The 26,429-nt window shown below is 34.9% G+C and carries 29 protein-coding genes; 17 read left to right on the top strand and 12 right to left on the bottom strand.

Features of this window, described 5'->3' with window-relative positions; genetic code table 11:
- Positions 1 to 53 precede the first annotated feature (53 nt).
- Positions 54 to 1,178: a tyrosine-type recombinase/integrase gene (locus tag JOC73_RS01650; protein ID WP_204400089.1), complete on the bottom strand. Its 1,125-nt coding sequence runs from the start codon at positions 1,176 to 1,178 to the stop codon at positions 54 to 56.
- A gap of 396 nt (positions 1,179 to 1,574) precedes the next feature.
- On the opposite strand from JOC73_RS01650, the gene JOC73_RS01645 reads away from it, so the two are divergent.
- The 15 genes from JOC73_RS01645 to JOC73_RS01575 all read left to right on the top strand — a co-directional run bounded on the left by JOC73_RS01645 (position 1,575) and on the right by JOC73_RS01575 (position 14,675).
- The gene (locus JOC73_RS01645) at positions 1,575 to 2,540 is read left to right on the top strand and encodes a tyrosine-type recombinase/integrase (RefSeq protein WP_204400088.1); all 966 of its coding nucleotides are present in this window, start codon (positions 1,575 to 1,577) and stop codon (positions 2,538 to 2,540) included.
- A 466-nt stretch (positions 2,541 to 3,006) separates the two neighbouring features.
- On the top strand, positions 3,007 to 4,113 hold the full coding sequence (locus JOC73_RS01640) for an acyltransferase family protein (RefSeq protein ID WP_204400087.1): 1,107 nt from the start codon (positions 3,007 to 3,009) through the stop codon (positions 4,111 to 4,113).
- A 99-nt stretch (positions 4,114 to 4,212) separates the two neighbouring features.
- Positions 4,213 to 4,884 carry a hypothetical protein gene (locus JOC73_RS01635; RefSeq protein WP_204400086.1) on the top strand — a complete coding sequence of 224 codons (672 nt, stop codon included), beginning with the start codon at positions 4,213 to 4,215 and terminating at the stop codon, positions 4,882 to 4,884.
- A gap of 249 nt (positions 4,885 to 5,133) precedes the next feature.
- Positions 5,134 to 5,592 (top strand): GNAT family N-acetyltransferase, encoded by a 459-nt coding sequence (locus tag JOC73_RS01630; protein WP_204400085.1) that lies wholly within the window; start codon positions 5,134 to 5,136, stop codon positions 5,590 to 5,592.
- Positions 5,593 to 5,699: 107 nt separating this feature from the next.
- Positions 5,700 to 6,563: a phosphotransferase gene (locus JOC73_RS01625; RefSeq protein WP_204400084.1), complete on the top strand. Its 864-nt coding sequence runs from the start codon at positions 5,700 to 5,702 to the stop codon at positions 6,561 to 6,563.
- Positions 6,564 to 6,724: 161 nt separating this feature from the next.
- A complete protein-coding gene (locus JOC73_RS01620; protein ID WP_204400083.1) occupies positions 6,725 to 7,330 on the top strand; it encodes a histidine phosphatase family protein in 606 nt (201 codons plus the stop codon).
- A gap of 136 nt (positions 7,331 to 7,466) precedes the next feature.
- Complete coding sequence (locus tag JOC73_RS01615) at positions 7,467 to 7,664, top strand: hypothetical protein (RefSeq protein ID WP_204400082.1); 198 nt, start codon at positions 7,467 to 7,469, stop codon at positions 7,662 to 7,664.
- A gap of 88 nt (positions 7,665 to 7,752) precedes the next feature.
- Positions 7,753 to 8,631, top strand: coding sequence for a GNAT family N-acetyltransferase (locus JOC73_RS01610; RefSeq protein ID WP_204400081.1), 879 nt, complete (start codon positions 7,753 to 7,755; stop codon positions 8,629 to 8,631).
- Between the two features lie 33 nt (positions 8,632 to 8,664).
- The gene (locus JOC73_RS01605; protein WP_204400080.1) at positions 8,665 to 9,612 is read left to right on the top strand and encodes a phosphotransferase enzyme family protein; all 948 of its coding nucleotides are present in this window, start codon (positions 8,665 to 8,667) and stop codon (positions 9,610 to 9,612) included.
- Positions 9,613 to 9,951: 339 nt separating this feature from the next.
- Positions 9,952 to 10,491, top strand: a complete 540-nt coding sequence (locus JOC73_RS01600) for an RNA polymerase sigma factor (RefSeq protein WP_204400079.1) — start codon at positions 9,952 to 9,954, stop codon at positions 10,489 to 10,491.
- Positions 10,484 to 11,410 (top strand): hypothetical protein, encoded by a 927-nt coding sequence (locus JOC73_RS01595; protein WP_204400078.1) that lies wholly within the window; start codon positions 10,484 to 10,486, stop codon positions 11,408 to 11,410. Before JOC73_RS01600 ends, JOC73_RS01595 begins: the two co-directional genes overlap by 8 nt.
- A gap of 301 nt (positions 11,411 to 11,711) precedes the next feature.
- Positions 11,712 to 12,251 (top strand): GNAT family N-acetyltransferase, encoded by a 540-nt coding sequence (locus JOC73_RS01590; protein WP_204400077.1) that lies wholly within the window; start codon positions 11,712 to 11,714, stop codon positions 12,249 to 12,251.
- A gap of 129 nt (positions 12,252 to 12,380) precedes the next feature.
- A complete protein-coding gene (locus JOC73_RS01585; protein ID WP_204400076.1) occupies positions 12,381 to 12,932 on the top strand; it encodes a ferritin-like domain-containing protein in 552 nt (183 codons plus the stop codon).
- A gap of 114 nt (positions 12,933 to 13,046) precedes the next feature.
- On the top strand, positions 13,047 to 13,448 hold the full coding sequence (locus JOC73_RS01580) for a GNAT family N-acetyltransferase (protein ID WP_204400075.1): 402 nt from the start codon (positions 13,047 to 13,049) through the stop codon (positions 13,446 to 13,448).
- A 171-nt stretch (positions 13,449 to 13,619) separates the two neighbouring features.
- Entirely contained in the window at positions 13,620 to 14,675 is a 1,056-nt protein-coding gene (locus JOC73_RS01575) for a DNA polymerase IV (RefSeq protein ID WP_204400074.1), read from the top strand.
- A gap of 1,017 nt (positions 14,676 to 15,692) precedes the next feature.
- Here JOC73_RS01575 and JOC73_RS01570 read toward each other — a convergent pair.
- The 10 genes from JOC73_RS01570 to JOC73_RS01525 all read right to left on the bottom strand — a co-directional run bounded on the left by JOC73_RS01570 (position 15,693) and on the right by JOC73_RS01525 (position 23,870).
- The gene (locus JOC73_RS01570) at positions 15,693 to 16,115 is read right to left on the bottom strand and encodes a hypothetical protein (protein ID WP_204400073.1); all 423 of its coding nucleotides are present in this window, start codon (positions 16,113 to 16,115) and stop codon (positions 15,693 to 15,695) included.
- Between the two features lie 21 nt (positions 16,116 to 16,136).
- A complete protein-coding gene (locus tag JOC73_RS01565; RefSeq protein WP_204400072.1) occupies positions 16,137 to 16,352 on the bottom strand; it encodes a hypothetical protein in 216 nt (71 codons plus the stop codon).
- Between the two features lie 39 nt (positions 16,353 to 16,391).
- Positions 16,392 to 18,158: a DUF4153 domain-containing protein gene (locus tag JOC73_RS01560; RefSeq protein WP_204400071.1), complete on the bottom strand. Its 1,767-nt coding sequence runs from the start codon at positions 18,156 to 18,158 to the stop codon at positions 16,392 to 16,394.
- A gap of 14 nt (positions 18,159 to 18,172) precedes the next feature.
- Positions 18,173 to 18,748 carry a GNAT family N-acetyltransferase gene (locus JOC73_RS01555; RefSeq protein ID WP_204400070.1) on the bottom strand — a complete coding sequence of 192 codons (576 nt, stop codon included), beginning with the start codon at positions 18,746 to 18,748 and terminating at the stop codon, positions 18,173 to 18,175.
- Positions 18,749 to 18,797: 49 nt separating this feature from the next.
- On the bottom strand, positions 18,798 to 19,052 hold the full coding sequence (locus JOC73_RS01550) for a YkgJ family cysteine cluster protein (RefSeq protein WP_204400069.1): 255 nt from the start codon (positions 19,050 to 19,052) through the stop codon (positions 18,798 to 18,800).
- Positions 19,053 to 19,542: 490 nt separating this feature from the next.
- Positions 19,543 to 20,997: a S41 family peptidase gene (locus JOC73_RS01545; protein ID WP_204400068.1), complete on the bottom strand. Its 1,455-nt coding sequence runs from the start codon at positions 20,995 to 20,997 to the stop codon at positions 19,543 to 19,545.
- A gap of 366 nt (positions 20,998 to 21,363) precedes the next feature.
- The gene (locus JOC73_RS01540; protein ID WP_204400067.1) at positions 21,364 to 22,176 is read right to left on the bottom strand and encodes a GNAT family N-acetyltransferase; all 813 of its coding nucleotides are present in this window, start codon (positions 22,174 to 22,176) and stop codon (positions 21,364 to 21,366) included.
- 30 nt (positions 22,177 to 22,206) lie between these two features.
- Positions 22,207 to 22,683 carry a GNAT family N-acetyltransferase gene (locus JOC73_RS01535; RefSeq protein WP_204400066.1) on the bottom strand — a complete coding sequence of 159 codons (477 nt, stop codon included), beginning with the start codon at positions 22,681 to 22,683 and terminating at the stop codon, positions 22,207 to 22,209.
- Between the two features lie 32 nt (positions 22,684 to 22,715).
- Positions 22,716 to 23,528: a class I SAM-dependent methyltransferase gene (locus tag JOC73_RS01530; protein WP_204400065.1), complete on the bottom strand. Its 813-nt coding sequence runs from the start codon at positions 23,526 to 23,528 to the stop codon at positions 22,716 to 22,718.
- 93 nt (positions 23,529 to 23,621) lie between these two features.
- Entirely contained in the window at positions 23,622 to 23,870 is a 249-nt protein-coding gene (locus JOC73_RS01525; protein WP_204400139.1) for a MazG nucleotide pyrophosphohydrolase domain-containing protein, read from the bottom strand.
- Between the two features lie 439 nt (positions 23,871 to 24,309).
- Here JOC73_RS01525 and uvsE point away from each other — a divergent pair, with 439 nt between their 5' ends.
- On the top strand, positions 24,310 to 25,275 hold the full coding sequence (gene uvsE, locus JOC73_RS01520) for a UV DNA damage repair endonuclease UvsE (RefSeq protein ID WP_204400064.1): 966 nt from the start codon (positions 24,310 to 24,312) through the stop codon (positions 25,273 to 25,275).
- Positions 25,275 to 25,709, top strand: coding sequence for a DUF3888 domain-containing protein (locus tag JOC73_RS01515; protein ID WP_204400063.1), 435 nt, complete (start codon positions 25,275 to 25,277; stop codon positions 25,707 to 25,709). The genes uvsE and JOC73_RS01515 overlap by 1 nt, the downstream gene beginning before the upstream one ends.
- A gap of 80 nt (positions 25,710 to 25,789) precedes the next feature.
- Here JOC73_RS01515 and JOC73_RS01510 read toward each other — a convergent pair whose 3' ends face one another.
- Positions 25,790 to 26,413 carry a class I SAM-dependent methyltransferase gene (locus JOC73_RS01510; RefSeq protein WP_204400062.1) on the bottom strand — a complete coding sequence of 208 codons (624 nt, stop codon included), beginning with the start codon at positions 26,411 to 26,413 and terminating at the stop codon, positions 25,790 to 25,792.
- Positions 26,414 to 26,429 lie beyond the last annotated feature (16 nt).

Raw genomic sequence — 26,429 nt, 5'->3', positions numbered from 1 at the left:
ACCATAGTAATCAATAATATACAAACATCCGTTCGCAATTGCTGGGTATTTTTTTATTTCTCGTCAATCCACTCAAAGTTTTTGACGATTTCCCTTTTGACATTCTTCTTGTGGGCGGCATAGAGCTGAGTAGTAGTAACATTATCATGATCCAGTAGATTTTGCACATCATAGATGGAAAAACCCTGTTGTATTAAGGATGTAGCAGCAGTAGCCCTCAGCTTGTGGGGGCTATAACCATTGTCGGGGGTAGTCCCCAACACAAAGGAGGTATATTTTTTTACAAGATTCCTAATGGCCCTTGTGGTCATTCTCTTTTTCTGTAGGGATAGGAACAGGGCATCTTTAGCATCCTCCTCAAGGGTATCTTCATGGGGTCTTTCAAAATTTATGTAATCCTTAATCACCTTTTCACAGGTACGGTTGACAGGCATAAGGACTTCTTTGCTTCTTTTTCTATAAATCCTAAATTCGCCACGATTAAAGTTGAAGGAGGAGATATTAAGCTGTTGCAATTCACTGAGACGAAGTCCGTAGGTAACGAATAAAAGAATGATAGCTCTGTCTCTGAGTTTTGTCTTTTCCCAATAGACTTTTTCTTTTTCTGTGAAAGCTTCTCCAGAGTCTACGGCATCCAGAAGTCTTGCCACCTCATCAATTTCCAACCGTTTGATGGCATCAGGCTGGGGTTTTGGTAGGCGAATGGGGTTAAATCCATCGGTTATATTTTGTTTGATTACTTCATCCCGATAAAGAAACTTGAACAATACAGATAGGGAAGATTTCTTCCTTGCCAATGCTCGGTTGTGATTCTCCATTACCTTGACAGAATGGTCTTGTTTGATCATATATCGGGTACAATAGTCTCCAATAAATCGATTGACGTCCTTTGCTGTAATCCGACTGAAATCTTCTGCTGTAATTTCCTTTAAATCTTCTGCAACGGTAAGATTTGTCTCCTTAACTAAATACCTACAAAAAAATTGGACATCTGTAAGGTATGCCAGTCGTGTGGAAAGGGCAACTGCGTTCTTTAGATATATAAAGAAATCCCTCATAAAACTGGGGAGCTGGGATTCGATATCAAGGCAGGTTTCTACGATTTCATGTTCTTTAAGAACAATATTATCTGGTCGATCTGATTTGTTATGTACGGTTAGTTGTTTTTTCTTAGCCATAAAATCACCCCTCAGTTTTATTTTAATAGGTAAAGGGGGGAAAGACAAGGGGAAATAAGCACAATCAAATTATCAAATATTTTTTTGACTTGCCCGCTAATCTATACAAACATTGAAAATACTATGATATAATAGAACTATATCAAAACAGGAAAAATCTAAATGTATTATAGGAAAAACGTTTTAAACCCCCACAAAAGCGTGATAGGGGATACTCCTAACCCTTAAAATCACTATATATGTCGAATTTTCTGTATTTCCTATAATTATATATTATAGGAAAAGCGTATAATTTGTCGATTTATAGACCGTTGGGCTTAAAGCGTCTAGTTAATTTTCTTACAAGTAGGATATAGATTTTACTCTGTTAAAAACAGAAGGAAAGAAGGTGGAGAATTGAAGATTCCAGAAATCATAAAATACATAGAAAAATATGTGAGAAAACTAGAAGGGGATAAGAAGTCCATCCACACCATAGTTAATTATCGTTCATCATTACATAATTTTGCGGAGTTCATAGATGATAAACCTCAAGATATTAACTATGATACAAAAGGCATTAGAGATTTAATATTCGACTACATATATAGTTTAGATCAAGCGTATTCCATCAATACAATTAATGCCAAGAGAACCTCATTAAAGGGATTAATCAACTACCTGGCTTCAGAAAAAGCCATAGATGAAGATTTCAGTAGAGACATAGTTCGTCTTAAGGTGGATAGGGGTAAGGAGAAGTCCGTATTGACGACTAATGAAATCCAAAGAATTTTTCAAGTGCTGGCGGAGGAATACAGTCGAGCGGAGGGGTATAACCTCTATTATAAAGCAAGAAACCTCCTCCTATTTACTACCCTTCTATATACCGGCGCCAGAAGGTCAGAACTAGTTGGTATCCAATGGGAAAATATTGATATGATCACCAATAGAATCGTCCTGTACGGAAAGAATAACAAGACTCGAATCATTCCTTTAAAAAGAGAACTAAAATATCAGTTGATGGATTTCAAAGATATATTGGATAGACTTGAAAAGGCAGGTTACGAGGTTAAATCCAACTACATTTTTAGAACGGACCATAAGAATAAGAAAACCAAAGTCAAGGACAAACCTATGACACCTAAAAATGTATGGTGTATTATTAAGGAGATTATCAAGAAGGCAGAGATTGAGAAGCCAATTAGTCCCCATAACCTAAGGCATAATTTCGCTAGTTATTTTTTAGCCAACGGGGGAAGTATACCTGCTCTTTCAGGAATATTAGGTCATAGTAGTCCTGATATTACCATGAGGATCTATGCCCATGAAATCAGTATTGAGGAAAGAGAAAGAGAAATGAATAAGTTGGATTTTGGGATATAGCCATAGAGTACTGTAGAGTCAATGGATTAAAACCATTGGCTTTTTTTACTAAAGTTGGCAATAGCTTAATTATTATTATAATCATTCGATCTCAACACATTGTAATTATTACGCTTCGTATATTTACATAATACAATTATGGAAACTTAAGTGTGTGATAAATAAAAAGAAAAATACAGCCGTTAAAAATTCTGATAATCTTATATGTTATTGATATTTCCAAAACATAATATAACCAACGCTTATGACTGGATTCAAAACTATTTAAGTTTATAGATTTCTATAAAATATAAAAAGTAAATTTGAATTAGAGAAGACTATAAGGGTAAAGTCACCCCTAATAAATAGCTTTTTTAACGCAAAAATATTTCGTAACATTAAATAAAAAAAGATAGTCGGAAATAGGTCTGATATGTATAATTAGATTTGTAGATGAGATTGACTTAAGGACATTGGAGGGAAGCAAGTGGCAAGGGAAAAACTTGAAGAGATTAGTTTCATCAGAAGTATTGCTTGTCTATGTGTTGTAATGGTGCACTCCATCACTAGGGTAATTGATTTGTACGGGCATCAGTTATCTTCTTCTAGGGAGTTCATGTTTTGGGCTGTTCGTTTATTTTTTACCTTTGGTACACCCATCTTTATTTTTTTATCGGAGTTTTTATTGGCTTACTCCTATTCAGATGGGGTGCCGGAGGGATTTTTAAACAAACGCTTTAGGTTTATTTTTATCCCCTATATCTCCATGTCTTTTATTTATGGTGTTGTGATGTTGCTGGAGGGAAGGCAATTGGATGCCCCTGTGTCCACCACATACATCACTTTGGTGATACGGAATTTGCTTTTTGGATTTTATCGTCATGGATACTTTGTTTTGGTAATCTTTCAATTCTACTTTATCCATATTCTATTTAATAGGAAGCTTAATGAATGGCGTCCCCGAAATGTTCTACTGGTATCTTTGTTAGTTAATTCATTGTATCTAGGCTTTTTTAGTTTTGTAGGCCCCGATGAGTTCCCATTGGGAAGAGAAGTCTGGCAGGGGCTATCTTGGGGGAGCTTTCCATCTTGGATTTTTTATTTTGCCCTAGGCTTTTATTCTGGCAAGCACTATAGTGTATTTAAAGACAAATTAAAACAGTATAAGAAGCATGTGTTTGCTTTGCCCATCATCACGCTAGCAATCGTCATGTACTTTTATGCAACTGAAACCATTATCATTAATAGTTCAAAACGTTTTGATATGATTTATTTTTCCACCAGTATGTTATTCCTACTTTTTTATCTTTCTGCATATATTGTAAAAATTCCAAGATGGGCTCCTTGGCTCAGCAACTATGCCTTTGGTATCTACCTATTGCATATGTTTTATTTAGCCACTATGACGGGTATAATTTTTAGACTAGATTATATTATGATTTCACCTGTAGTGATGTTAGGTATCTTATTTGTAGGGACCACCACAGCCTCGATCTTTACCACCTACCTCTTGGGTAGGTTGCCAATAGGGGTCTATATTGTAGGAAATCTTAAAATAAAGAATAAAAGTAGTCGAAGAGTTTTGGAAAGATGATTAAAAGAGGTTAAAACAATTCATAATAAGGGTATATTATGGTATAATTGATAACTGTTGAGAGATAAATCAATCATTAATATTAAGAGAGGTGAATTTATGGAAATTTTAATTGGATTCGGAGTAGTCATTATTCTATATCTTGTAATCTATTTCATTCCGTTGTTAAAAAGAACAAAAAATCTGGAGTCAAAATTAGCAGAAGGAAAAGATATTAAAGGGTATATAGCTGAGCTAGATAAGATGATTAACAAAACTAAAAACAAGAAGTATGAGAACTTTTTAATGATTAGTAAATCATCAGGATTGTTAGCCTTAGGAAAATATAGGGAGGCTGCTAATCTACTGAAGTTGGTGGATCTGGGAAGTCTTCCAAATATCTATATTGTTCAATATTATAACAACCTGCTTTATTCTCAGCTCATGCAGGAAAATCTAAATGATGCAGAAGCACTTCGAGAAGCTTCGAGAAAACTATTAGGAAAATATGAGAAGCAAAAGTCTTTAAAAAACAGTATTAAGAATACCTTTGCTACATATGAGTACTACTTAGGAGATCTTGAGAAAAGTCAAAGTATGTTTGAAGAACTATTAAAAGATCAGAATTCGATTTTATTATATAAGATTGCAAGTCATTACTTCTTAGGCTTAATTGATTTGAAAAAGGAAAATAAAGAACAGGCAAAAGAGAAATTTGAGAAGGTATTGAATACTGGTCATAATAATATTTTCTTTGAAAAGAAGGCGGCTAGTCTCTTGAAGGAACTATAGATATTGAATCTAGAATTTAGAACAGAATATCTGCAACTAATTCATATCCCTAGAATGAAACCACAGTTTAGTAAATCTAAGCTGTGGTTTTTTTATGGAAACTTTTAAAGGAAATAGTTAAATAAGGTAGAATTATTAAAAATAGTATATAGAAAAACAATCGATAATTTACTTTTTAGTGACAGGGAAAATAAGTTATTCAGCAAAAGCATTTTGTAGGGGTGTATTAGTCAAATTGGAGGTGTTTTCATGAATCAATTTAATTTTATAAAAGTTAATAAAGAACTGAAAGAGAAGTGGATACAATATTCCCAATGGAGTGTAGAAGTCAATAAAGAAGTGATTCACACGGAGGATGATGAAGGTTTTTCTATTGTAGCAGAGATTGACGGAGAGCTGGCAGGCATAATCAGTATAATCTATAAAGAACTGCCCCCGCCGCTAGAGAAAACCCTTGAAGTATACATCGATAATATTGAAGTACGTAAGGAGTTCAGAAATAGAGGGGTAGCCACCCACCTCATGGAAGAGGTCCTACAGCAATTACCTAATGAAACCAACAACTTTTATCAGATAAGGGCTTGGTCATCGGAGGATCGGATTGAAATGCTTCACCTGTGGAGAAAGCTGAGTTTTACCCTAAATCCATCCTCCATTTTTCCTCAAAATAAAGAGGTTAAGGGATTTTACGTTTCTAGGATATTATAAAATATGTATTTAACTATAATAATGATTAAAATGACACTACTACTTTACTGATGTATTTAAGTGGATTTAATAATAATATCGTATCAATCAAGGAGGCACAAATCAAGATGGAGCAAATATTTCGAGAGTTAGAAAAGTTAGGACTTTCCAATAATCACTTTAATATAAAAGAAATACGTCAACAAAATGGCGTTTATCTCTATAGGGTAAAGGAAAACCATCAATTCTATGTCCTTAAATACTTTGAAAAGGAAGAGTTTAGAAGGGAAATAAAAAACTATGCTTTACTTCAAAAGTTGAATATCCCCACGATTAAAGTTTTGTCATCTACAGAATTTTCCCTTTTATTAGAGGATTTAGAGGAAAGTAAGGATTATCGTTTAGGTATTGCTGATGATCTAGATAATAAAGATGTGGCGAAGGCCTTAGCAAGATGGTATATTCAGCTACATGATGAAGGAACAAAATACATTAATGAAAATGGATGTCATTTTTATCGTGAAATAGATGCGATTAACAAGGAAAATATCCAGTTGCTCATGGAGCAATCCAATACCCAAGGGCTAAAGGTTTGGGACTTAATCTTAGATCATTTCGATGTCCTCTGGGATAAAATAAACTCCATGGAAGAGACCCTAACCTATAATGATTTCTACTGGACTAATTTCGCAGTAGGGCATGATGGAAATAAAGCCTTGATGTTCGATTATAATTTCTTAGGGGCTGGCTTTAGATATAACGACATAAGAAATGTGTGTAGTTCTTTATCAAAGGAAGCATGTGAGGCCTTTATAAAAGAATACGGTGGAATAAATGAAGCGGAAAAAATCATTGATGATGCAACCTGTATTTTATTTGATTTGATTGCGGCTTATCAGAAGCCGACTTTCCCCAGCTGGGCTAAAACTAGTTTGGAGTCCATTGATAATGGAGATCTAGAAAGAGCCTTTCTACGTATTTTAGAGTTATAAGTATTGAAATAGATTAAAAGCGAAAACGGATAGTTAGTAGAAGTTCGTTATGGTTAAAGAAAATTAAAAATTAAAGTTAATGTTTAACTTTAACTTTAACTCTAAATGTACAATATGTAAGTTAGCAAACCTTATAAATACAAAGAAAAGAGGGATTTATTTTGAAAATATACATTACAAGACACGGTGAGACGGAATGGAATAAGGCTGGTATAATGCAGGGATGGAAAAACTCAAATCTTTCGGAAAAGGGAAATGAAAATGCTAAGAAGCTCAGTCAACATTTAGCCTCCGTAAAATTTGATGCCATTTACTCCAGTCCTTTAGGACGTGCCATGGAAACTGCTACTCATCTAAAGGGTGAAAGAAATATTGAGATTATTCAACTGGAGCATCTTAAGGAAATGGGCTTTGGAGTCTGGGAGGGGATGCCCCACTTAGAAGTTCAGGAAACCTACAAAGAACAACAACATAACTTTTGGAACCAACCCCATTTATATCAACCCATTGATGGAGAGACCTATGAAGCATTAATTGAAAGAGTGAAAAAGGGACTTGAGAAAATTGTAGCCGACAAAGCAGGCGAAAATGTCCTAGTAGTTGCCCATGGAGGAGTGATTAAGGCAATATATACTATTATTAAGAACATTCCTCTGGAGGACTTCTGGAAACCTCCATTTATCACAGATACTTCCTTAAGTATTATACAAGTGAAGGATGAAGGAATAGAATTTATCCTAGAGGCGGATGTATCCCATCTTGGCTAAGTTCTAAAATATTAATTCATTTTAATATAAAAGAGAAATAAGAAAAGAGGAATAGAGATTATGGATAGAATCTAGTGCTTATACTATCAACTTTGACCACAAGACCCTCTTCATTGTAGGTAGTGTGGGAAACCCCTTGGATATTCCCCAAGCATCCTATGGGATTCTTGAATGGTTCATGGAGAGTAAAGAACCTGCTGCCTTTTCCATATCACTAGTTCGAGTACCCTATGATGTAGAGGCTGCCATAAGAGATACTGAGGTGACTAATGTGCCGGAGAAGGAGGAATATATTAAGGAGTTGAGGACTGCTGTTTATCGGAATCGAAAATAAACTCTATAATATATAATTAATTTACGATTTATATACTTTTAATTCATATATCCACTGAAGGAAAAACTTTTAGAAAAGGAGAACAAAAATGAAAAACCTACAACTAATATCAAACTACAAAACCAACGGCAACCATAGAGCCAGCTTCAACGCCCTAGCAAAAAAAGTCTACGGTCTAGACTTCGAACCATGGTACAAGAAGGGATTTTGGTTAGACAACTACGTACCCTATTCTTTTATGGATGGAGAGAAAATAGTCGCCAATGTCTCCATCAATAAAATGGAAATGATTATAGAGGGGGAAATGAAAAAAGCCCTTCAAATCGGTACAGTCATGACCCACCCCGACTATCGAAAACAGGGGTTATCTGGTAAGCTGATGAATCATATCTTGGAAAAATATGAAAATGAATACGACTTGATGTTCTTATTTGCAAACCCTACAGTATATAATTTCTACCCAAAGTTTGGTTTTGAATACTTCAAAGAACATTGTTTTGCAGCCCCAGTAAAAGTTGAACAAACCGAAAGAACAGGTATTAGAAAACTAGACATGAACAATGAAGAGGATTATAACATCATTAGAAGATTGATGGCAAATAGAAAAGCTATTTCCCAAACTCTTGGATTTGAAAAGGATGAATACCTATTACTCTTCTATGGACTATATGTATTTGGTGGATCATTATATTATTTAGAAGCGGAAGACACCATAGTAATCTATCAAAAGGAAGAGGACAAACTCAACATTTTTGATATCATAGGCGAGCATTCCTTATCCTTTAATCATCTGATGAATCGAATTGCAACCACTGAAATAAAGGAAGTGTTGTTCCACTTTACCCCAGATTTTAAGGATGTGGAGGTTACTTCCAAGGTATACGAATCTGACTATAGGGTATTCATTAAGAATGCTCCAAGTAAAATGCCTGAGAAATTCTTGTTTCCTATTACTTCCCACGCATAAGTAGCTAGCAATATTAAAAGGAGGTGTATCCTTATGGAGGATCAAATATTAGAATCAATATTGGAGAAATACTCTTTCAAGGCAACGAAAATAAAACAGATCACAGGAGAGATGTATCGGCTGGAGGGTGTAAAAGGCGCTTATTTTGCACGGATTACCAATTATAGACCCTATGAAATGCAGCTTGAAGAGGTTAGATGGACTAACTACTTATATCATAAGGGCTTGAGTATCTCGCCAGCGATATTATCTAAGGATGGTAATCTCGTTGAAAAGATAAAACTTAAAGGTGACAAATCTAATGAAGAGAGGACTACTACCTTATACAGAGCAGCTGATGGGGATCATTTAGCTAGAGAAAAATGGGATGCCTCTATTCTTAGGAAGCTGGGTAGAGTCATCGGTAGGCTTCATCGATGTACAAAGGATTATCAGAAGGAAACACCCATCAATCATTTAACCCATTGGTACAAAAATGAAGAGTATAACTTTCTAAAGTATATCCCCCAACAGGAGACAGCTATTAGGAGCATAGCGTCTAATGTGCTTCAAGAGATTAAGAACTTACCCCAAGATAAGGATTCATATGGTCTCATCCACGGGGATATTTGGTTGGAGAATACTTTAGTAGCCGAGGATGGTGGGATTACTATCATTGATTTTCAAGACTGCGAACACCATTACTATCTATATGATTTAGCAGTACCTATCTACTCAGCACTGGAGTTTTCCTTTACTGGAAATAGCGATATAAAGCGATATAAAGAAGAAATAACTGCTGCAATCATAAATGGCTATCAAGAAGAACATCCAGTCCCTACAGACTTCTTTAATAATTTATCCCTTCTCTTAAAATTGAAGGAATTATTCGAGTACTCACTAATGCATATGTACTGGGATAAGGACTCCTTGACTGAAGAACAGGTTCGAATTTTTAACCTATATAGGATGAGGCTGGAATCTGATCTAAGTTTTATTTAGGCACTTAGGTATATTTTTTTGTCTAGAAAATACTTTAACAATTTCATCAAAGCTCTTGATCTTTAACCTTCTTTGGGATTCACTCCTTTAAGAAGGTTTTCTATTTATGAAAGTACAAGGCCACAAGAAATTATAGAAAAAACAGAAAATCTTCAAAACAAAAAACTTTTTCTTAAACCATTGGGTAATTATTATATAGAGGTTATTAATCAGTATTTAAAGTGGGCCAGCATCATTCCTAATTAGAAAAGTTTTTAAAAAATATTTGATTTCAAAAAACTTCTTATTCAAAAGACGGGTATATTATATGGAGAACAATAACAGAAGGGCGGTGACCTAGTGGAGGATTTAATTTGGAAAATAAAAGATGGGCATCAGGCCTCCTTCAAGGTTTTATATGATCAATACGCAGATTACACCATAAGGGTGGCAATAGCAATCACTAAGAATAGTGCCTATGCTGCTGATGCGGTTCAAGAAACCTTTATCAGAGTCTACAACAATATACAAAGTTTCGATGATAGCAAACCCTTTGAGCCATGGCTATATCGAATACTGGTGAATGAGTGTAATCGAGTACTAAAAAAACAATCCAAGACCATATCGATTTCAGATTATATGGAGGATTCATCCATCATGTCAGAGGAGGATTCCTATGAATTTGAGGAATACGAGGATTTATATTCTGCTATAGAAGACTTGGAGGATCTCAACAGGATTCCGATTATATTGAAATATCTAAGGGGCTTTACTGAAAATGAAATAGCAGACATTTTAGAGCTTAATGTCAATACAGTCAAATCCCGTCTATTTAAAGGTAGAGAAAAGTTGAGGAAGATGATGGAGAGGTATAAAGAAGGGAGGCGCCAATATGAATAATAGATTAAATAAACACACCGATGAAGAAATCAAAGATTCTTTGATGAAGCAAACTGATGCTTCTATAGAGATGAAAAATGAAATATGGAGTAGAATCGAAAAGCGTATTAATGAAGATAATGAAAATCTTGAAAAAAGTGAAGTTACTATAAATAATGAAAAAGAAACTGATAAGCAACTTCGAAATAATGAAGAGCAAATATATAATCGAAGGGCTAGGAAAAACAACGTAGTAGAAGAAATTAATACAGTGCAAAGTAGAAGTAATCTAAGGAAGGGAAGAATAAACATGAGAACTGAAAAAAGAAATCAAAAAAATAGAAAGAGAATGTTTAATATAGGAACTATAGCAGCGTCATTATTAATTGTTTTCCTAGCTGGAACTGCACCTGGTCATGCAACGATTGAGCGAATCAAAGACTTTTTCCTACCTGAAAAACCAATTGTAGAGGAAATTGAAGGTATGAAGGAAGAAAAAAATGTTCAGTTACAGGAAAGTAAGTATGGATATGTTATTTACTTTGATGAAACGGTATACAAGTTAGAAGAACTTGAAGGAAAGGATCGAATCTTACCAATGAATCAAGCAGCTAATTATCCTGAAGTATACATGGAAATTCAACAGGTTGAAGACAAGAACATTGAAACCTCAGCAACTGAAATTCAAAAAGAGTTAAAGGATCAGTACGAGATTGTGATGACAGGAGAAGAGGTACTAGAACCAGTAAAAGGTATTTTGTTATATGCTCAAGCGGGAAATGAATGGGATGATGAGGTTCTTCGTTATTACATTGTAGATAATACACAAGGTGGAAGCTTTATCATCAAGCAACAGTTTTTCGTTGAAGCTTCAGAAGGTCATGGAGTTAGATTTGATAACATGCTGAAGGAATTTCAAATTGTTAAATTACAGGAGTAAAAAGAATAAATGTATAGGTATAGATATATATTTACTGAATAGTTTAACATTTAACCTTGATTCAATCCATGAATTTAGATATAATTACCATATATAAGCTATTGGTTAATTTCTTAAGACTATAAAATAAATTAATCTATAGGATCTAGATAGAGTATAGTCAATGAAAAATTAAGCTGTAGGAGGCTGATGCTTTCTACAGCTTTTTTATCAGACTTATACTGATCTTATAAAGGATCTAGGGAATTGGACCAATATTCAATAAGTACATAAAAATATTGTAGAATAGGAGATTGAGATAATGAAAGAAATCATTTACCGTTTAATGAGGATAGAAGAATGTGATAAAATCCGCGAAATAGATCCAACTCACTACATAAAAAATGCTTGGAGACTGGTGGATGGAGAAAGAAAACTAGTTGAAATCGACTATCTTGATAACGACTGGCCCGATGGATATGATTATTATAGAAACAAGTTAGAGGAAACGATTTTGTCGGAAGGAGTTGCCTTCGGAGCATTTGAGTCAAATGGTAGAATGATTGCCTTTGCTACCCTAGATCATGATTTCTTTGGAGAGAGAGCAAAACACCTTCTATTGGATTCGATGTTCGTATCCCGTGAATGTAGGGGTAAAGGTATAGGTAAAAGTCTATTTAAAATGTGTGCTGAGCAGGCTAAAGAATGGGGAGCAGATAAGCTTTATATGTGTGCTGGATCTGCAGAGGATACCATTGCCTTCTACAGTTCCCTAGGCTGTACTGAGGCTGAAGAGATTAACGAAGCACTATTTGAAGAAGACCCAAGGGATATGCAATTGGAATATAAACTAAATGGATAGTTTTGGAGAAGCTTTAGGAGTTTCGTATTTTTGCTGGAATCTGAATTTATAATGAACAATCTTTCTCTCCAATCGTAAGATATAGTATAGATATTATATCTAGCTAACTCTTATTAAGGGGGAATACGAATGTATCACAATAATCCTTATAACGGTTATACCAATCCCATGATGCCATATTGTCCATCAATGTCAGGCTATCAAGATCAGTATACCTATCCCTATAACTTCCCAATGGCACTGGAACTTATTAGAGAAGCAGTGTCTGATGAACGTTCAGATGAACTATTTTACGATTATCTTCTTGGAGAAGCACCTACCGAGGAAGACCAAGAAATGATAAGAAGTATCAGGGATGATGAAAGAAAACACTTTGCTTTATTTCGTCAATTATATTACGAATTGACAGGGATGATGCTTCCACCACCACCTGAAGGGGAACTCACACCACCAGAGTCCTATTGTATGGGATTAAAACAGGCTTTGCGGGGAGAGCTGGCAACAGTTCAGAAATATCGGAAAATACTCTTTGCTATGCAAAGTAGACGACATATCAATATGATGACAGAGATTATCACCGATGAATTAAGACATGCAGATTTATATAATCTCTTGTACTCTAAAAATGAGTGCTATGAGGAAGAACTACAGGAAGAAATGGAAGAGGAAGAAGAGGATTAAGAATTTTGACGGATTTCATATAAAATAAGCCAGTTAGTTTATTCAACTGGTTTATTTTGCTTCCCATAATTTAAAATTCATATAACAAGTATGATAAAACAAGGAGTGTTTCTAATGATAAAAATTATAAGAAACGATCAATTAGATACTCAAGAACTAAACAATTTACTATCAACTATTGGCTGGGGAATGAGTTCAAACGAGAAACTTGAGCAGTCTTTGAACTTGTCTTGGGGATGGATCACTGCCCGCGAAGAGCCAAGTGGCGAATTAGTAGGATTCGTTCAAATTCTATCTGATGGCATCAAACATGCATATATTCTGAGAATGTTAGTAGCCCCCGATTATCAAGGGCAAGGAATTGGAACTAAAATAATTGACGAGTTAATGATCCTCCTTAGAGAAAACAAAATCAACCCTATATTGATTACTAAGCCAACAGAGGAATCCTTTTACCAAAAGTTTGGATTTGTCAGAGAAACAGATCGCTTTATTTCCATGCTTAAGTGGGATTAGAAATGCTTTTTAGTTTCTTCTTATTTCTACTAGTATTTCTAACTGGTATTATATTATAATAGAATATATGTTCTTTTTTGCATTATGAACTCATATCTTCAATAAAATTCAATCTCTTATTATTGTAAATGTAATACCACCTAAATACTACTTAGAATCGTTGGTGATGATATGAATCGAAAAATCTTACACGTAGATATAGATGCCTTTTTTGCATCGGTGGAACAACTGGATCATCCTGAACTAAAGGGGAAGCCGGTCATGGTGGGGGGAACCAGCGAACGGGGGGTCGTGGCCGCCGCCAGCTATGAGGCAAGAAGATTTGGGGTGCATAGTGCCATGAGTACAAAGATGGCCCGTAGTCTATGTCCTCTGGGGATATTCGTTAATGGCCGTCATGATCGTTATCGAGAAATTTCTAGAGAAGTCTTTAAAATCATGAGATCTATAACCGATCAATTGGAAAAAGTCTCGATAGATGAAGCCTTTTTGGATATAACAGATCTTCCAAAACCCGCCCTAGAGATTGCAAATGAAATAAAAAGGATGGTAAAGGATCAAATCGGACTAACCATCAGTGTAGGGATTTCCTATAATAAGTTTTTAGCTAAATTAGCCTCTGAATGGAACAAACCCAATGGAGTCTTCGAAATAAGAGAGTCAGATATTCCAGATATACTTAAGCCTTTTCCTATTATTAAAGTCCATGGTCTTGGTAAGAAAACTGCTGCCAAACTTAACCGAATAGGGATCTTTAAAGTAGATGACCTCCTAAAATATCCTTTAGAGAGTTTAATCCCCATTATGGGTGAACTTTGGGCTATAGAAATCTATAATCGTATCAGGGGAATCGATGATCGTCCTGTTGTGACCAGTAGTGAAAGAAAATCCTATGGAAAGGAAACTACCTTTTTTAAGGACACAAATGATAAACAGTATCTTATTGAAGTATTAAGGGAGTATGCCAGGGAACTACTGGGGGATTTAAAACGTATAAATAAGGGCATTAGGACAACTACGCTTAAAGTTAAGTATGAAGACTTTGAACAGATTACTAGGAGTCACAGCGTAGAATACCTAACCAATGATCTAGAGTTAATAAGAGAATCCATAGAGTTGATTATGAATAATATAGAACTTCATAAAAAGGTGAGGTTGATCGGCATATCATTTTCAAATATTAGTGATTATAAAAACATTCAGTTGAGTTTTTTTGATAGGATTTAAGCCTTAGGCTAAAAAGAAGTATAAAATTAGATTTGATTTTAGATTTGAGATATCGCTTTTATGATCTCTTGTTTAACTCAGAATTAGACAAATCAAGTCTGGGATTTAAAACTTTTATTTTGAATAAGCCATTAGTAGATCATTAAGCCAAAATATAATTTTAGTACTTATGAATAGAATAGTATAGGGGATTCATAAAATAAGTCAAAGAACTAGTCAATCTATGGTAAATCTTTGACTTAGCTTCCTTTTTGTGTAACTATTCCCTAAATATACATTTAAAGAATAGTATAAAAGATAATAATATACCCCTTTATTGGGCCATCTTCATTTATTATTATCGGAATTCTTCCTACTTCATATATATCAAAACATATTTTATATTCAATAATCCTGTTCATTATCCTGTTCCTATGATTGCTGTTCTATTACAATTTAACAGTAGCAATGGTTTTTAAACACCAATTATTTAATCATTTTAATATTAGACCACCTGATAAAGCTTTTTTATAAGCAATCTAGTAATTCGTTATGGATTATGATAATACATTCATCTTTTATTTATTCAAATATTGTTGCCTAAAAAGTTTCTTCTTTGCAGTGTTTAAATAGATTGATTCTTATTATCTCATCAAATTTCTAAACAATAATGCTTTAATCATTGGAGATCTTCACTTGTGCATAACTTTCATTATTATCCACAGATATTGTTAAATATTTAACTTATCTTATTGTATATACCCTCCTATTTCCCGACATATTTTTCACTCTAGGGCAAAATGTTTTTCAAAAAAATAAATACTATGATTATGTCGAATTCCTCTACTTATTTCGACCTTCTTCTGTTGTGTCGAAACAATGTCGATTGTGCCATTTTTCGACAAGATTATAGGTAATAATTGAATAGACTAGAGTGATAATTTACGACAAAATACCCAATCATCACGGTATGTCGCCGTATTGATGATTGGGTATTTGATTAACACGCTAAATGATTGTTCGTATTTTTGCTTTTGTCTAAGGTAAATTGCGATACCGAATGGTGACAATTCCCCCGATACCTAACAGTAGGATTAGACTAATAAGGACAAGTGGAGACTTTTCGGCTTCATCCCCTGACTCTTGATTATTAAAAACAGCTGTAGTCGTTGATTTTTGAGTATTGTTGTAAAGCTCATCAGTAGGATAGATTAGTTCATCTCCCCCGTTCTGTTTCCTTAGATAAACCTTTTCATCCTTATAATAGAAATCAATGTCCTTTGCATTGCTATTGATATATCTTTCTAACATAGCTAAGTCTCCTTGCAATCCAACTGACAAATTATTTTTTAATAGCTTTAAAGTTTTATAATCCCCTGAGTCTACCTTAAATGCCCCCCATTTTATATAGTAATTAATTACTTTTCTGTCTAAAGAAAGAACTAGAAAGTCTCCAATCATCGGGGTATCTTCCGTAAAATATTAGAAATCCGTATGAAGTGTAATGGTTTTTTGAGGTAAGCGGCCACTGATCACATGTATGACATCTATTTTATAGCTATTGCCAATTCCCTGTACGATTTCTCCAAGCACCAAGGCGTCTTGATCATTGTGGGTTATACGATATATTAAGTCTGCTGCTAATACATGTTGAACTGAAAGCAAAAACATTAGTATAATAAGCCAAACTTTCCTCATTTAGAGTTCACCCCATTTTCGTGTCAATTTATTATATATTTACTGTTTGATTTTTACAAAGAAATACATGTCAAAGGATTCCATACCAAACTCTGCTGTCTTTTTATTTTCTACTAACATAAACCGTTTAAATCCAAAGAAAACCTTTACTTTGTGATTTTCATCATTAAATGATAGTTCTTCAGCTGTTGAAGGCTTTTTGTTGCTGTTAGTTTGATGGATATTAACTGCTAAATCCTCGATATTTTTTGTATAGATAACTTCTCCTTTATAGCTAATGGAGATTTCATTTTTAGATTCCTTGTATTCAATAGATAGATTATCCTGATCAAAATTCAACCCTTTATTTCTATGGGAGTAGTACTCCAAAGGAATAAAGTAATCAAACTCTTTTATAATATAGAGATTACTTGAATCACCTAAATCATAGTGATGGTATTGTGGGTAATTGTAACGACCATCCTGATGCCTATTAAATTGAAACCCAAAAACCTGCTCCATCGTTTCTAAATCAAAGTCGTCTGGCACATAATTTAAATCCTTTAAGGAATGGTACTCCTTGAAGTAGTGTACGATCTCACTTACTTCACTGATAACCTCCTGGGGAGCATTTTTTTCAGGTATAATCCCATCTTGCTGAAGCATGCTATTATCAACAAGAATTGATTTTAGTCTCATATTTTGACTGTATTTAGATATTGAGTAGCTACTAACGGGACCTACTACAGATAACAACGCAACTAAGGATATAGAAATTGCCAATAGGATATTTCGTTGATTTTTTCTAATGGCGAAATACAACATAGATCCTGTAACCCACAGACCTACCACGAGGACAAAATATCTACTTTCAGTAATTCCATATTCGTTAATCCTAATAAAAAGAGCAACAAACATCATTGCCAGTAATGGGATTATTGCCTTTGAAAGAGCCTGTTTAAAGACTTTAGCCCATTGATTTTCTTCGGTTAATGGCTGTGTTAGAAAAATTATGATTGTTGAGATAACAGAATACCAAAGGACAAGATTTGTAATCAATCCTTGAGGCCATTGTCTGGTTATGAGGATCTTCACAAAATAACTGTAAAGTATCACAGTATAAACAGACAATAAAGGCATGATTATATACAGCACTAATACTTTAAATACTTTTGGGTAGTCTTTTGTATTCATATTTTCCCCATAAGCTGGTATTTCACCCAAGAAAAAGGCTGGAGCAAAAATCCCTGCCACCATCAGCCAGATGTCAAAGTAAATCTCTCCAGATAATCCTACTGAGAATAACTGATCCACGGTAAAAATGATCGCTATCAGGCCAAAAAATAGCACTACAGAATAGATAAATACGATGAAAAATCTAGTGATGAGTTTGATCACATATAAGTCATAATTGGCTTTCCTGTCTAAATAGGGTATATAAGTAAAGGCAATATAGAAGGCTAAGGTTAATCCGAAATATCGAGTTATATTAACCATGTCTAGTTCATTTCTTAAAAATAAGAAATAATTTATCCCTAAAAAAAGACTAGCAACAGTGTAAATGATGCCAATAGTTTTTTTCGTCCTATGGACTGATCTTTCCAAATACATCTTCACACAAAGAAATACAGGTACACCTAAAGCTAAGGCCATTGCTACTCTAGTGATACTATCTCTATTGAGCCTCCCACCATAATCCAAATGATTTAGCCACATGAGATGGATTACTGTGGCTACTGCCATCAGTAATGGTAATGGAAATCGCTTAAAGCTTGTTAATAGTTTCTGAATAATTATCTTTACTAAATTGATTACTTTTCTTACCATAGTATCTTCCCCCTTTATTTATTTTTGCTTCCTTTCTTGACTACTCTATCTGTTGAATCCCTTTGAATCTTGTATAGAACATGAGTACAAAGCGGATCCTTTGGAGTAAGGTTTGGATGCATAAATTCCTTTACCTTTTTCATATTCAATTTTTCCATCACCCGTATCGACCTTTCGTTTTTAACTGAAGTGAAGGAGACAATTTCAGAAATCTTTAAAAAATGGAAGGCAAATTCAATACAGGCCTGAGCACCCTCTGGAGCGTAACCCTTGCCCCAGTGGGAATATGCTAACCGCCAGCCAATTTCTACACACGGTGTAAAATCAGCATCAAAGTTTGGGACGCTTAGGCCAATAAATCCGATGAATTCTTTCGTCTTTAGAAGTTCTACAGCGTACAAGCCAAAGCCATTCTTATTTGTATTTTCCTCAATTTTCTCAATCATTGCATCGCTTTCTTCCGGTGTTAATAAGCGTGGAAAAAACTCCATTACCATAGGATCTTGATTTATTTCTCGAAAAGCAGCATAATCTGATTCTTTCCATCTACGAAGTCCTAGCCGCTTGGTCTTTAGCAAATACGTTTCCATTTAATACCTCCTATAAATTATTAACATAATAAAGTTACAGTTTACTTATCTAGGGTTTTGTGGCTTCCTCAAGATCTAGTAAAAAAGTGTATGCCTCAACATTAGTTTTACCGCACATTTCCTTCGAAGGTTGAAGTTCTCCGCAAACCGCAGGTCGTTCAGCTTTTCCGAATATCCTACACTTAAAATCATCTGTCAACTGAATACACTTTACTCCACTTGGTTTGCCCAGTGGCATTCCTGGGATAGGGGTGGATATAGATGGGGCGATACAGCAGGCCCCACAGCCGTCTCTACATTTCATTTGGTTGTATCTCCTATCTGTCATTATTTCCCTAAGTGGAGGGATACCTCTATATAAAGGATACCACATACTAGCCTTCTTAAGAGATAAATTAAATAAAAATTGTAGGGAAATTATAAAAAGTCTTAAATTCAACAAAACACTTTGAGCTCTCCCTGTGGTACATATATTTATTTTATCTTTTATTTTCAAACTATTTTGCAAATTATTGTCGATTAGATAATTTATTTATTAAATCCTATACCTGCACTTTCAAGTGCTTTATTTTAAACGCTAGAACAATTCTGATTACAAAACTGCGAATGATTTTATTTTTTGTCGTAAATCGTAAATAATGTTGAAATTCCACTATTTCCGAGGCAATTATTATCCCCTATATCTAGATCAAAGTCTTCCTTCAGAAGACTTATTGGTTGTAAAAAAAATACCAGTCCTAGAACTGGTAGAATGAGGTGCATTATTTTGCTAGACTGTCCTTTATTCTTTGTCACTAATGCTTACCTTCTTCTATTAACTGCAAAGCAGTCTCCAACGCATCCATATCAGGGCGGTTATAGTGGTGGGGGGTGGTGGTGAACTCATTTAAAGACCTGCCCTCACTATCCGTTAAATAATCTGTATCCCACCTTAATATAATCCCGGTGTTGGGCAAGGCAAAGTGGGCCCCTGCACCTGCAGTGTATGCCCCTCCGGTCTCCCCTCCCACAAGGGTGGCGAAGTCCATTTCTTTTGCGTGACGGGCAAAAAGGGCTGCAGCGGAGAAGTTGCTTCCGTTGGTCAAAAGCCATATTTTGCCATTAAAAGGCTGAGAAATTTCTTTAAATCCAAACTGTCGTATATGCTGTTCTTCTATATTTTCAATACTAGTGCTAAACCTTACCCCATAAGCTAAATCTTCTAAATCCTCAACATTGATATGGGGCAAATCATGTAAATCCATCATTTCATTTACTGTAAGCAACTCATCAGTTTCAGGTTTATAAGTTGAAAACTTTGATGTAGTTTGAATATTGTCTTCTCCAAAATATTTTCCAAGCTCACTGTCTCGGTAAAAAGCGTATAATGGCATATCAGGCATATTTTTATCCTCCGGCCAAAGAGCTTTCATCATATACATTCTCCAAAAATCTGAGCTACCTCCTCCATTGTCCCTGATATCAATAATCAAGTGCTCATATCCTTGAATATTATCATAAAATTCTTTCAATTCAAGTATAGAAGTTAAATTGGGCGCAAAAACTGCCAGCTTTAAATATGCGATCCTGTCCTCTTCTATAATTTCTGTTTCAACCATAGGCCTGCGGCTCCTAGACCCTCCAGTCGGAGGTTCTTGTCGAAAAATAAATTGGAAAAGATCTGATTTATTATCAGCAAGATTCTTAAAAAGAGCCTCCTGTTCTTGGTAAAAGCTTAGGGCCACAGGATTAGTGAATACTTCGTAATTATTGACTGTGTTAAATGGACTGGTAGATTTTGTATAAGATGGTTTAATATAATTATATCGTGCATAATCGAAGGGAATGGCATGCCCAAACCCAATGAAATCTGAGAATAATTCATGACGAATAATGCTCCAAAAAACATGCTCATCTAATTCCGGCATATCCTTCAAGGAAATCCCCAGTTCTTTTGCACGACCTTCAAGAGAATAGGGGTAATTTTCTATCATAGCCCTCGTTTCTCTCCCTAAAGCTCTTATATCAACGCCTAATCTTCTTTCTACTACACCAAAATATGGATATGTGTCTTCCATTGTTTGCATTAAGTAATCAAAATCACTTAAAAAGTCTTCAATTGTCAGCTGTTCCTCCGATGTAAGTTCCTCATCGGATGTCATTTGTTCATTAGTTGTCAGTTGTTCATCAGCCTTACCACATGCCGTAAAAACCACCAAAGTCATCAATAATACCGCAATCATGGTGATTCTATAGTTCAATTTTTTCATTAAAGTCCCCCCGACTATTCAAAGTTTTTACCTTTTCATTCTTTTGATTTTGGAAATTGGAAATTTTTATCTTATCTAAAATAATTTAAATCCTCATTTCCATAATTAGAAATATTATACTATTAACACTTTCAATTATTAAATAGTTTAACTTTTCTGATTAAGCTAATTGTACCATAATTTGTTTTTTATGTATAATATTTTTTTCAGCCCGTTTTTTGCAAAGTCTTTCAGAAGACTTAACTGATGACTTATATTGAGACTCATTTAGGAGAAAGTTCTCTTTTATTAATTTAATGTAGAACTTTCCTATTCATTATACTTACCCATAGCTGAAACTGGCTATGGGTAAGCATGAATATAAGACTATAGGAGTAGCTCCATATTAATCTGCCCTGAATCTGGATTACTCTTAAATCCGATCTTCTCGTATAATCTAATGGCACCTCGATTTTCTTCATCAGCAGCCAAAAAACTTCTTTTAGCCCCCTGCTGTATTCCCCAACTCAGTCCGTGTTTTAAGATTGCGCCCCCTACTCCTTTAGATTGATATTGAGGATCTACTGCCAATTCCCGAACCCAAAGGCATGTACCGGCCTTACTTTCCTGAGCGTATAGTTTAAAGCATCCCATCCCTACTAAATTATTGTTCATTTCAGCCACAAGTACAGTAGAATTAGGGTCTTCGTTATTTTCCTGTACCCATTCTATTGTTTCACCACTAAAGCCTCTTGATTGATTTCTACAGGAGATTGTTATTTCAGATACTCTCCTGTACTCCTCCTGGGCAGCAGGTCTAATAACAGGATCTTCAGGTACTTGTAATTCTAGTGTGGCTAAATCTTTAATCCAATAATCTACGTAATTCGAGACAACCTCAAAATTATTTTTCTTCATTTCCGCCACGAAGTCTTCAGGTATAAACTCAATATAGACTGCCCGATAATTTTCAATGTCTAGTTCAGACTTTATTAATGCGATCGTTTTGATTAGACCGTTAAAAAAATCATCCTTTGAAGATGCACCCCAATAAAGGAAAAGACGTGAATCATCTTCACCACATAAAAAAATATAGCTCTCATCCTTTTGATAAAGAAGGATATCTTTAACATCCTCTAACTCTACATACTCAACGCTATTGAACTTATATTCCTTAGCTTCCTTGATTAATTCTACCATTTAAAAACCTCCTTCTTATATAGCTAAATATTACTTAAAATCGATTGCCAACCGAATCATGTCTAAGCATTGAATCCCATTTTCAAAAATTTCATCGGAGTAATGCCTTATAAAAAAATCTTTATCGATGGCAGTTATACGAAAACCACATTTCTGATAGAGGGCCAACTGTCCGATACTGGAACTTCCTGTTCCTACCTCAATGGTTTTTGCATCGGATCCTTTGGCTATAATGATGGCATCCATCACTAAAAGCTTCCCAATGCCTTTTCCTTGGAAGGACTCTTCCACCGAAACATTTACCAACTCAAGGGTAAATGGTCTAGTTTTTAGAATTAAATAGACACCTACAATTCCCTCTTCAATAAACGCTCCATAGATTTCTCCACGGTCTAAATAATCATTAATACTTTCTGTAGATGGGTCAGCCATCAACAATAACTTTTGGGGGATATTTGAGCCAGGAGCTAGCTTTCTAATATCAATGTTACCTTTTATATTTTTCATCCTTACTCACCTCTCTAAGCAAAAATAAAGTCCTATTTTCTATTCTTATGAACCACAATATGTAAATGCTCAGTAGCATCCCTAAATTGTGGAGATTCACAGTTCTCAGCTGAAGCCTTGACTATGTTCATGTAGGCCTCAGGATTCTCATTATATAGCTTGATAATTTCATTACTAAATCCTGCTGCAAAACCTTCTACACCAGCATAACTGACAATATCAAAACCTGCATCTGCTACTTCCTCCAGTGCCTTTGGGGGCGTAGTAAAATAGCACTCAGTAAATCCTACATCTGCACTTAGAGATTGCTCTCCAAGATACTTATACAAGGCATCGATATTACTATAGCTTTCTGGAAATTCTGAAATCCCTGCCTTGATGGCTCCCCATGAATTGATATAGGCAATAATCGCCACCCCATTTGGCTTAAGAACTCGATAGGACTCTTCTAGGACTTTTCTACGGTCTTCTTTGTTGATTAGATGATATAATGGCCCCATAACCAATAGCGCATCGAATTGATTGTCTGTAAATACTGATAAATCTCTGGCATCTCGACAATGGAAAGCTTCTGCCACTAAGTCCAGCTCTTGAATTTTCTCCTTCGCTATTTCCAACTCTTTATTAGAAAATTCCAATAGTGTTGTATTATATCCCTTCTTTATCAACTCTATAGAATAACGACCAGGACCGGCCCCTATATCACATACTGCACCTACTTTAGGAAAATACTTATTGATTAAGTACATGGTACCTTCAAATTCTATTTTACTGTAGGGATCTTGTAGCCTTTTCCACTCTTGCTCTGCATTTTCATCATAATATTTTCGAACAATTTCACTCAATTTAGTTCCCCCTTCTTAATATGTCTAATGAAATATCTCAATCCATACCTATTCCTTAAATAACCTTTTCCCTCTGCAGGATTGCTTATCCAGTTACTTATTGGATGCAGGATTGCCCTTTTCGTCAATTCTCGTTTGGTACTTTTCTAATACCCTTAATAGACAATCTGCCAAATCTATATCTGAATTGTTGGCTACACATATTAGAGAGAATAAAGCATCTCCCATCTCTTCAGAAAACTTATCTTTATGAAGTTCTAGAGGTTTTTTGCCATAACTGGTGGCCTTGAGGACTTCCTTAGATATCTCTCCTACTTCTGAAACTAAATCTAAGACTCTGATTTACCACCAGCAAAACCTCCTATGCTTATATTAACTTAGGCTTTATTTTATGAAATCACTTACTCTTATAGCTACTAATATACAATTCAATAAAAACCATAAATTTCCTCTAAAACTAGTATAAAATTTTATTCTAAATAAAATTGGTCGTTTAGACAACTGCCCTTCGACATTTTATTTGTATATTCAATGGTGAAACGACAAAAAAATTATTGTTCAATTGATATGCATTTTCAACTGAAAACCACATAATTCTCACCTTCTTGATGATTAATAGGGGATATGACGACTAGAATTTATGCAGGATAAGTTGCAAGACTTGCATATTTGAAGGAAAAGCTAAGGAAATCAAATAGAGTAATCAAAATAAATCAACTTCTGAAATATAATTTTTTTCACAAAAATAGGGCAAATTATTTCTAGATATGGAGGTGTTGAAATGAAAATAAGACTAGGCTACGTGGCGATTTCTCTTGATTTACATGAGGGTTCTCCTAATAAGACAATGACTTATAAAAGGTTTTTGGAATTACCCGATGACGATACTAGACTGCACAAACTTCAATCTTTGACTAAGGAAAATTTAGATATCACCCGAAGAGTTCTCATATATAACAAAGCCCACGATATTGCCCTCTACCGTTTTACCTCAAAGCTTATTCCACTAGTGACCCATAATGACGTTTTTGATTGGGACTACATTCAACCTTTTCAAGATGTATATACCACCATCGGAAATTATATTAAGGAACGTGGACTGTTAGTAAGTGCACACCCTGACCATTTCACAATTTTAAATACTCCTAAAAAGGATGTTTTTGAATCCTCCCTTAGGGATTTAGAATACCATGTACGGATTTTTGAAGCGATGGATTTGTCCCCTGCCTCTGCCAAACTGGTACTCCACGTTGGAGGAACTTATGGAAGTAGAAAAAAGGCCATGGAGCGCTTTATAAAACAATTTAAAGAAATAGATCCCCGCTATCAAAGTCGCATTATCCTAGAAAATGATGATAAATCCTTTACTGCAAAGGAAGTATTGGAAATATGTCAAGAGTTATCAATTCCTATGGTGCTGGACATACATCATCACTTTTGTAATCATAACGGTGAGGAAATTGGAGATATGATTGAGGAGATATTCGATACATGGAGGGACCAAGACCGTCCACCAAAGATTCATGTATCCAGTCCTAAATCAGAAAAGCAAGTGAGGGCCCATGCTGATTATGTAGATATTAACTTCTTAATGGCATTTATAAATAAAGCAAAGTCTTTAAATCGGGATTTTGATATCATGATTGAAGCAAAACAAAAAGATAAGGCTCTCCATCAACTTATGAAGGATTTTAAGGCAATTGAAGGTGTGAATATCCTAGATGCTGGTTCTTTGGAGGTGCTTTAATGACGAAAAAAACTGTTGCCCTCAGCATTGTTATTACTCTACTGATCACTACTTATTTAGGATATGCTGTCTTTAATAAAGGAGATTTAGAAGAATCTGAGTTGCTGTTGAATCCCCCAGAGGCTTCAACAGATGAACTGTATCAACATGTTTTTTTAACTTTGCTTGATCCCCTTATATCCAATGCCATTTATGGCTATTATGGGGAGTCCTATAGCCACGACTACTGGGATATAAAAATTATCAACCTCGAAAGGCTTAGTTACACTGAAAATGGTATGTTTAAAATGACTTTGGAGGTTTCTCCCTATGTTGGAGCCCATAACTCTGTTGGGGTGGATCAGATTACCTTAATAATAGAAGCTGGCGGTGATGTTGAGGTAGTGGATTATAAACATATCAAAAGTTACGACCTTCCACCACACCTTCAATAGCTTATTTGAACATTAATAAGGGATTCCCCTAGATTTTGAGGAATCCCTATCTTTATAGTTATTTTAAATTCTAATTTTGTCTATTTCCATAACTCTAATGCGCCAGCACAACTGGAGATCTGAGTATATTTGTATTTTAGTTCTGTTTCTTTTAGCATTTCCTCCATCTCTTGCAGTACCATATAATACTCGTCAGTATCCCAGTAACGTCCTGCCTCTGTTTTGCATTTTTCTAAATCTGAAGTTGTTTCAAAGGCAACATCCCCAAAGATGATTTTACCATTGTCTTTTATTAAATTCTTCAACTTATTTATAAAGTCAATTTTGCCCTTTAGGTCCACATGGTGAATAGCGAAGGATGAAACTATATAATCAAACTTCATTTCCTTTAATTCCAACGGTACTCCATCCTTTATATCTCCCTGATAGAAGTTCCCCTTTGGCATTTTCTCTTTTGCTAGTTCCAACATTTTTTGAGAGAAGTCTAGTCCATAGACATTAGCTCCTTGTAGATATAGTTCGTATGATAATAGACCTGTACCTACACCAATGTCTAATATATTTTTCCCCTTTGGTTCTTCAACTAGACTATGTATATATCCTAATACATCATAATATCCTTCAAATGGATACCCTTTACTAAACTTTGCTATGTCTTCGTCGTAGCTTCCTGCCCATTGATCAAAACCTTTATTATTTAACATAAATTCCTCCTAGATG

This window comes from Alkaliphilus hydrothermalis (genome assembly GCF_016908555.1).
Taxonomy (GTDB): domain Bacteria; phylum Bacillota; class Clostridia; order Peptostreptococcales; family Natronincolaceae; genus Alkaliphilus; species Alkaliphilus hydrothermalis.
The sequence above is the reverse complement of the archived record's forward strand: the minus strand, read 5'-3'. Positions and strand labels throughout refer to the sequence as shown.

What these genes read in the sequence shown, in the direction of transcription:
- JOC73_RS01515 (WP_204400063.1), top strand. Translation starts at nt 25,275, where the DNA reads ATGACGAAAAAAACTGTTGCCCTCAGCATTGTTATTACTCTACTGATC.
- JOC73_RS01510 (WP_204400062.1), bottom strand. Translation starts at nt 26,413, where the DNA reads ATGTTAAATAATAAAGGTTTTGATCAATGGGCAGGAAGCTACGACGAA.
- JOC73_RS01610 (WP_204400081.1), top strand. Translation starts at nt 7,753, where the DNA reads ATGAAAAACCTACAACTAATATCAAACTACAAAACCAACGGCAACCAT.
- JOC73_RS01605 (WP_204400080.1), top strand. Translation starts at nt 8,665, where the DNA reads ATGGAGGATCAAATATTAGAATCAATATTGGAGAAATACTCTTTCAAG.
- JOC73_RS01635 (WP_204400086.1), top strand. Translation starts at nt 4,213, where the DNA reads ATGGAAATTTTAATTGGATTCGGAGTAGTCATTATTCTATATCTTGTA.
- JOC73_RS01585 (WP_204400076.1), top strand. Translation starts at nt 12,381, where the DNA reads ATGTATCACAATAATCCTTATAACGGTTATACCAATCCCATGATGCCA.
- JOC73_RS01630 (WP_204400085.1), top strand. Translation starts at nt 5,134, where the DNA reads ATGAATCAATTTAATTTTATAAAAGTTAATAAAGAACTGAAAGAGAAG.
- JOC73_RS01545 (WP_204400068.1), bottom strand. Translation starts at nt 20,997, where the DNA reads ATGAAAAAATTGAACTATAGAATCACCATGATTGCGGTATTATTGATG.
- JOC73_RS01570 (WP_204400073.1), bottom strand. Translation starts at nt 16,115, where the DNA reads ATGATTGGAGACTTTCTAGTTCTTTCTTTAGACAGAAAAGTAATTAAT.
- JOC73_RS01540 (WP_204400067.1), bottom strand. Translation starts at nt 22,176, where the DNA reads ATGGTAGAATTAATCAAGGAAGCTAAGGAATATAAGTTCAATAGCGTT.
- JOC73_RS01555 (WP_204400070.1), bottom strand. Translation starts at nt 18,748, where the DNA reads ATGGAAACGTATTTGCTAAAGACCAAGCGGCTAGGACTTCGTAGATGG.
- JOC73_RS01595 (WP_204400078.1), top strand. Translation starts at nt 10,484, where the DNA reads ATGAATAATAGATTAAATAAACACACCGATGAAGAAATCAAAGATTCT.
- JOC73_RS01560 (WP_204400071.1), bottom strand. Translation starts at nt 18,158, where the DNA reads ATGGTAAGAAAAGTAATCAATTTAGTAAAGATAATTATTCAGAAACTA.
- JOC73_RS01580 (WP_204400075.1), top strand. Translation starts at nt 13,047, where the DNA reads ATGATAAAAATTATAAGAAACGATCAATTAGATACTCAAGAACTAAAC.
- uvsE (WP_204400064.1), top strand. Translation starts at nt 24,310, where the DNA reads ATGAAAATAAGACTAGGCTACGTGGCGATTTCTCTTGATTTACATGAG.
- JOC73_RS01575 (WP_204400074.1), top strand. Translation starts at nt 13,620, where the DNA reads ATGAATCGAAAAATCTTACACGTAGATATAGATGCCTTTTTTGCATCG.
- JOC73_RS01535 (WP_204400066.1), bottom strand. Translation starts at nt 22,683, where the DNA reads ATGAAAAATATAAAAGGTAACATTGATATTAGAAAGCTAGCTCCTGGC.
- JOC73_RS01625 (WP_204400084.1), top strand. Translation starts at nt 5,700, where the DNA reads ATGGAGCAAATATTTCGAGAGTTAGAAAAGTTAGGACTTTCCAATAAT.
- JOC73_RS01550 (WP_204400069.1), bottom strand. Translation starts at nt 19,052, where the DNA reads ATGAAATGTAGAGACGGCTGTGGGGCCTGCTGTATCGCCCCATCTATA.
- JOC73_RS01565 (WP_204400072.1), bottom strand. Translation starts at nt 16,352, where the DNA reads ATGAGGAAAGTTTGGCTTATTATACTAATGTTTTTGCTTTCAGTTCAA.
- JOC73_RS01650 (WP_204400089.1), bottom strand. Translation starts at nt 1,178, where the DNA reads ATGGCTAAGAAAAAACAACTAACCGTACATAACAAATCAGATCGACCA.
- JOC73_RS01590 (WP_204400077.1), top strand. Translation starts at nt 11,712, where the DNA reads ATGAAAGAAATCATTTACCGTTTAATGAGGATAGAAGAATGTGATAAA.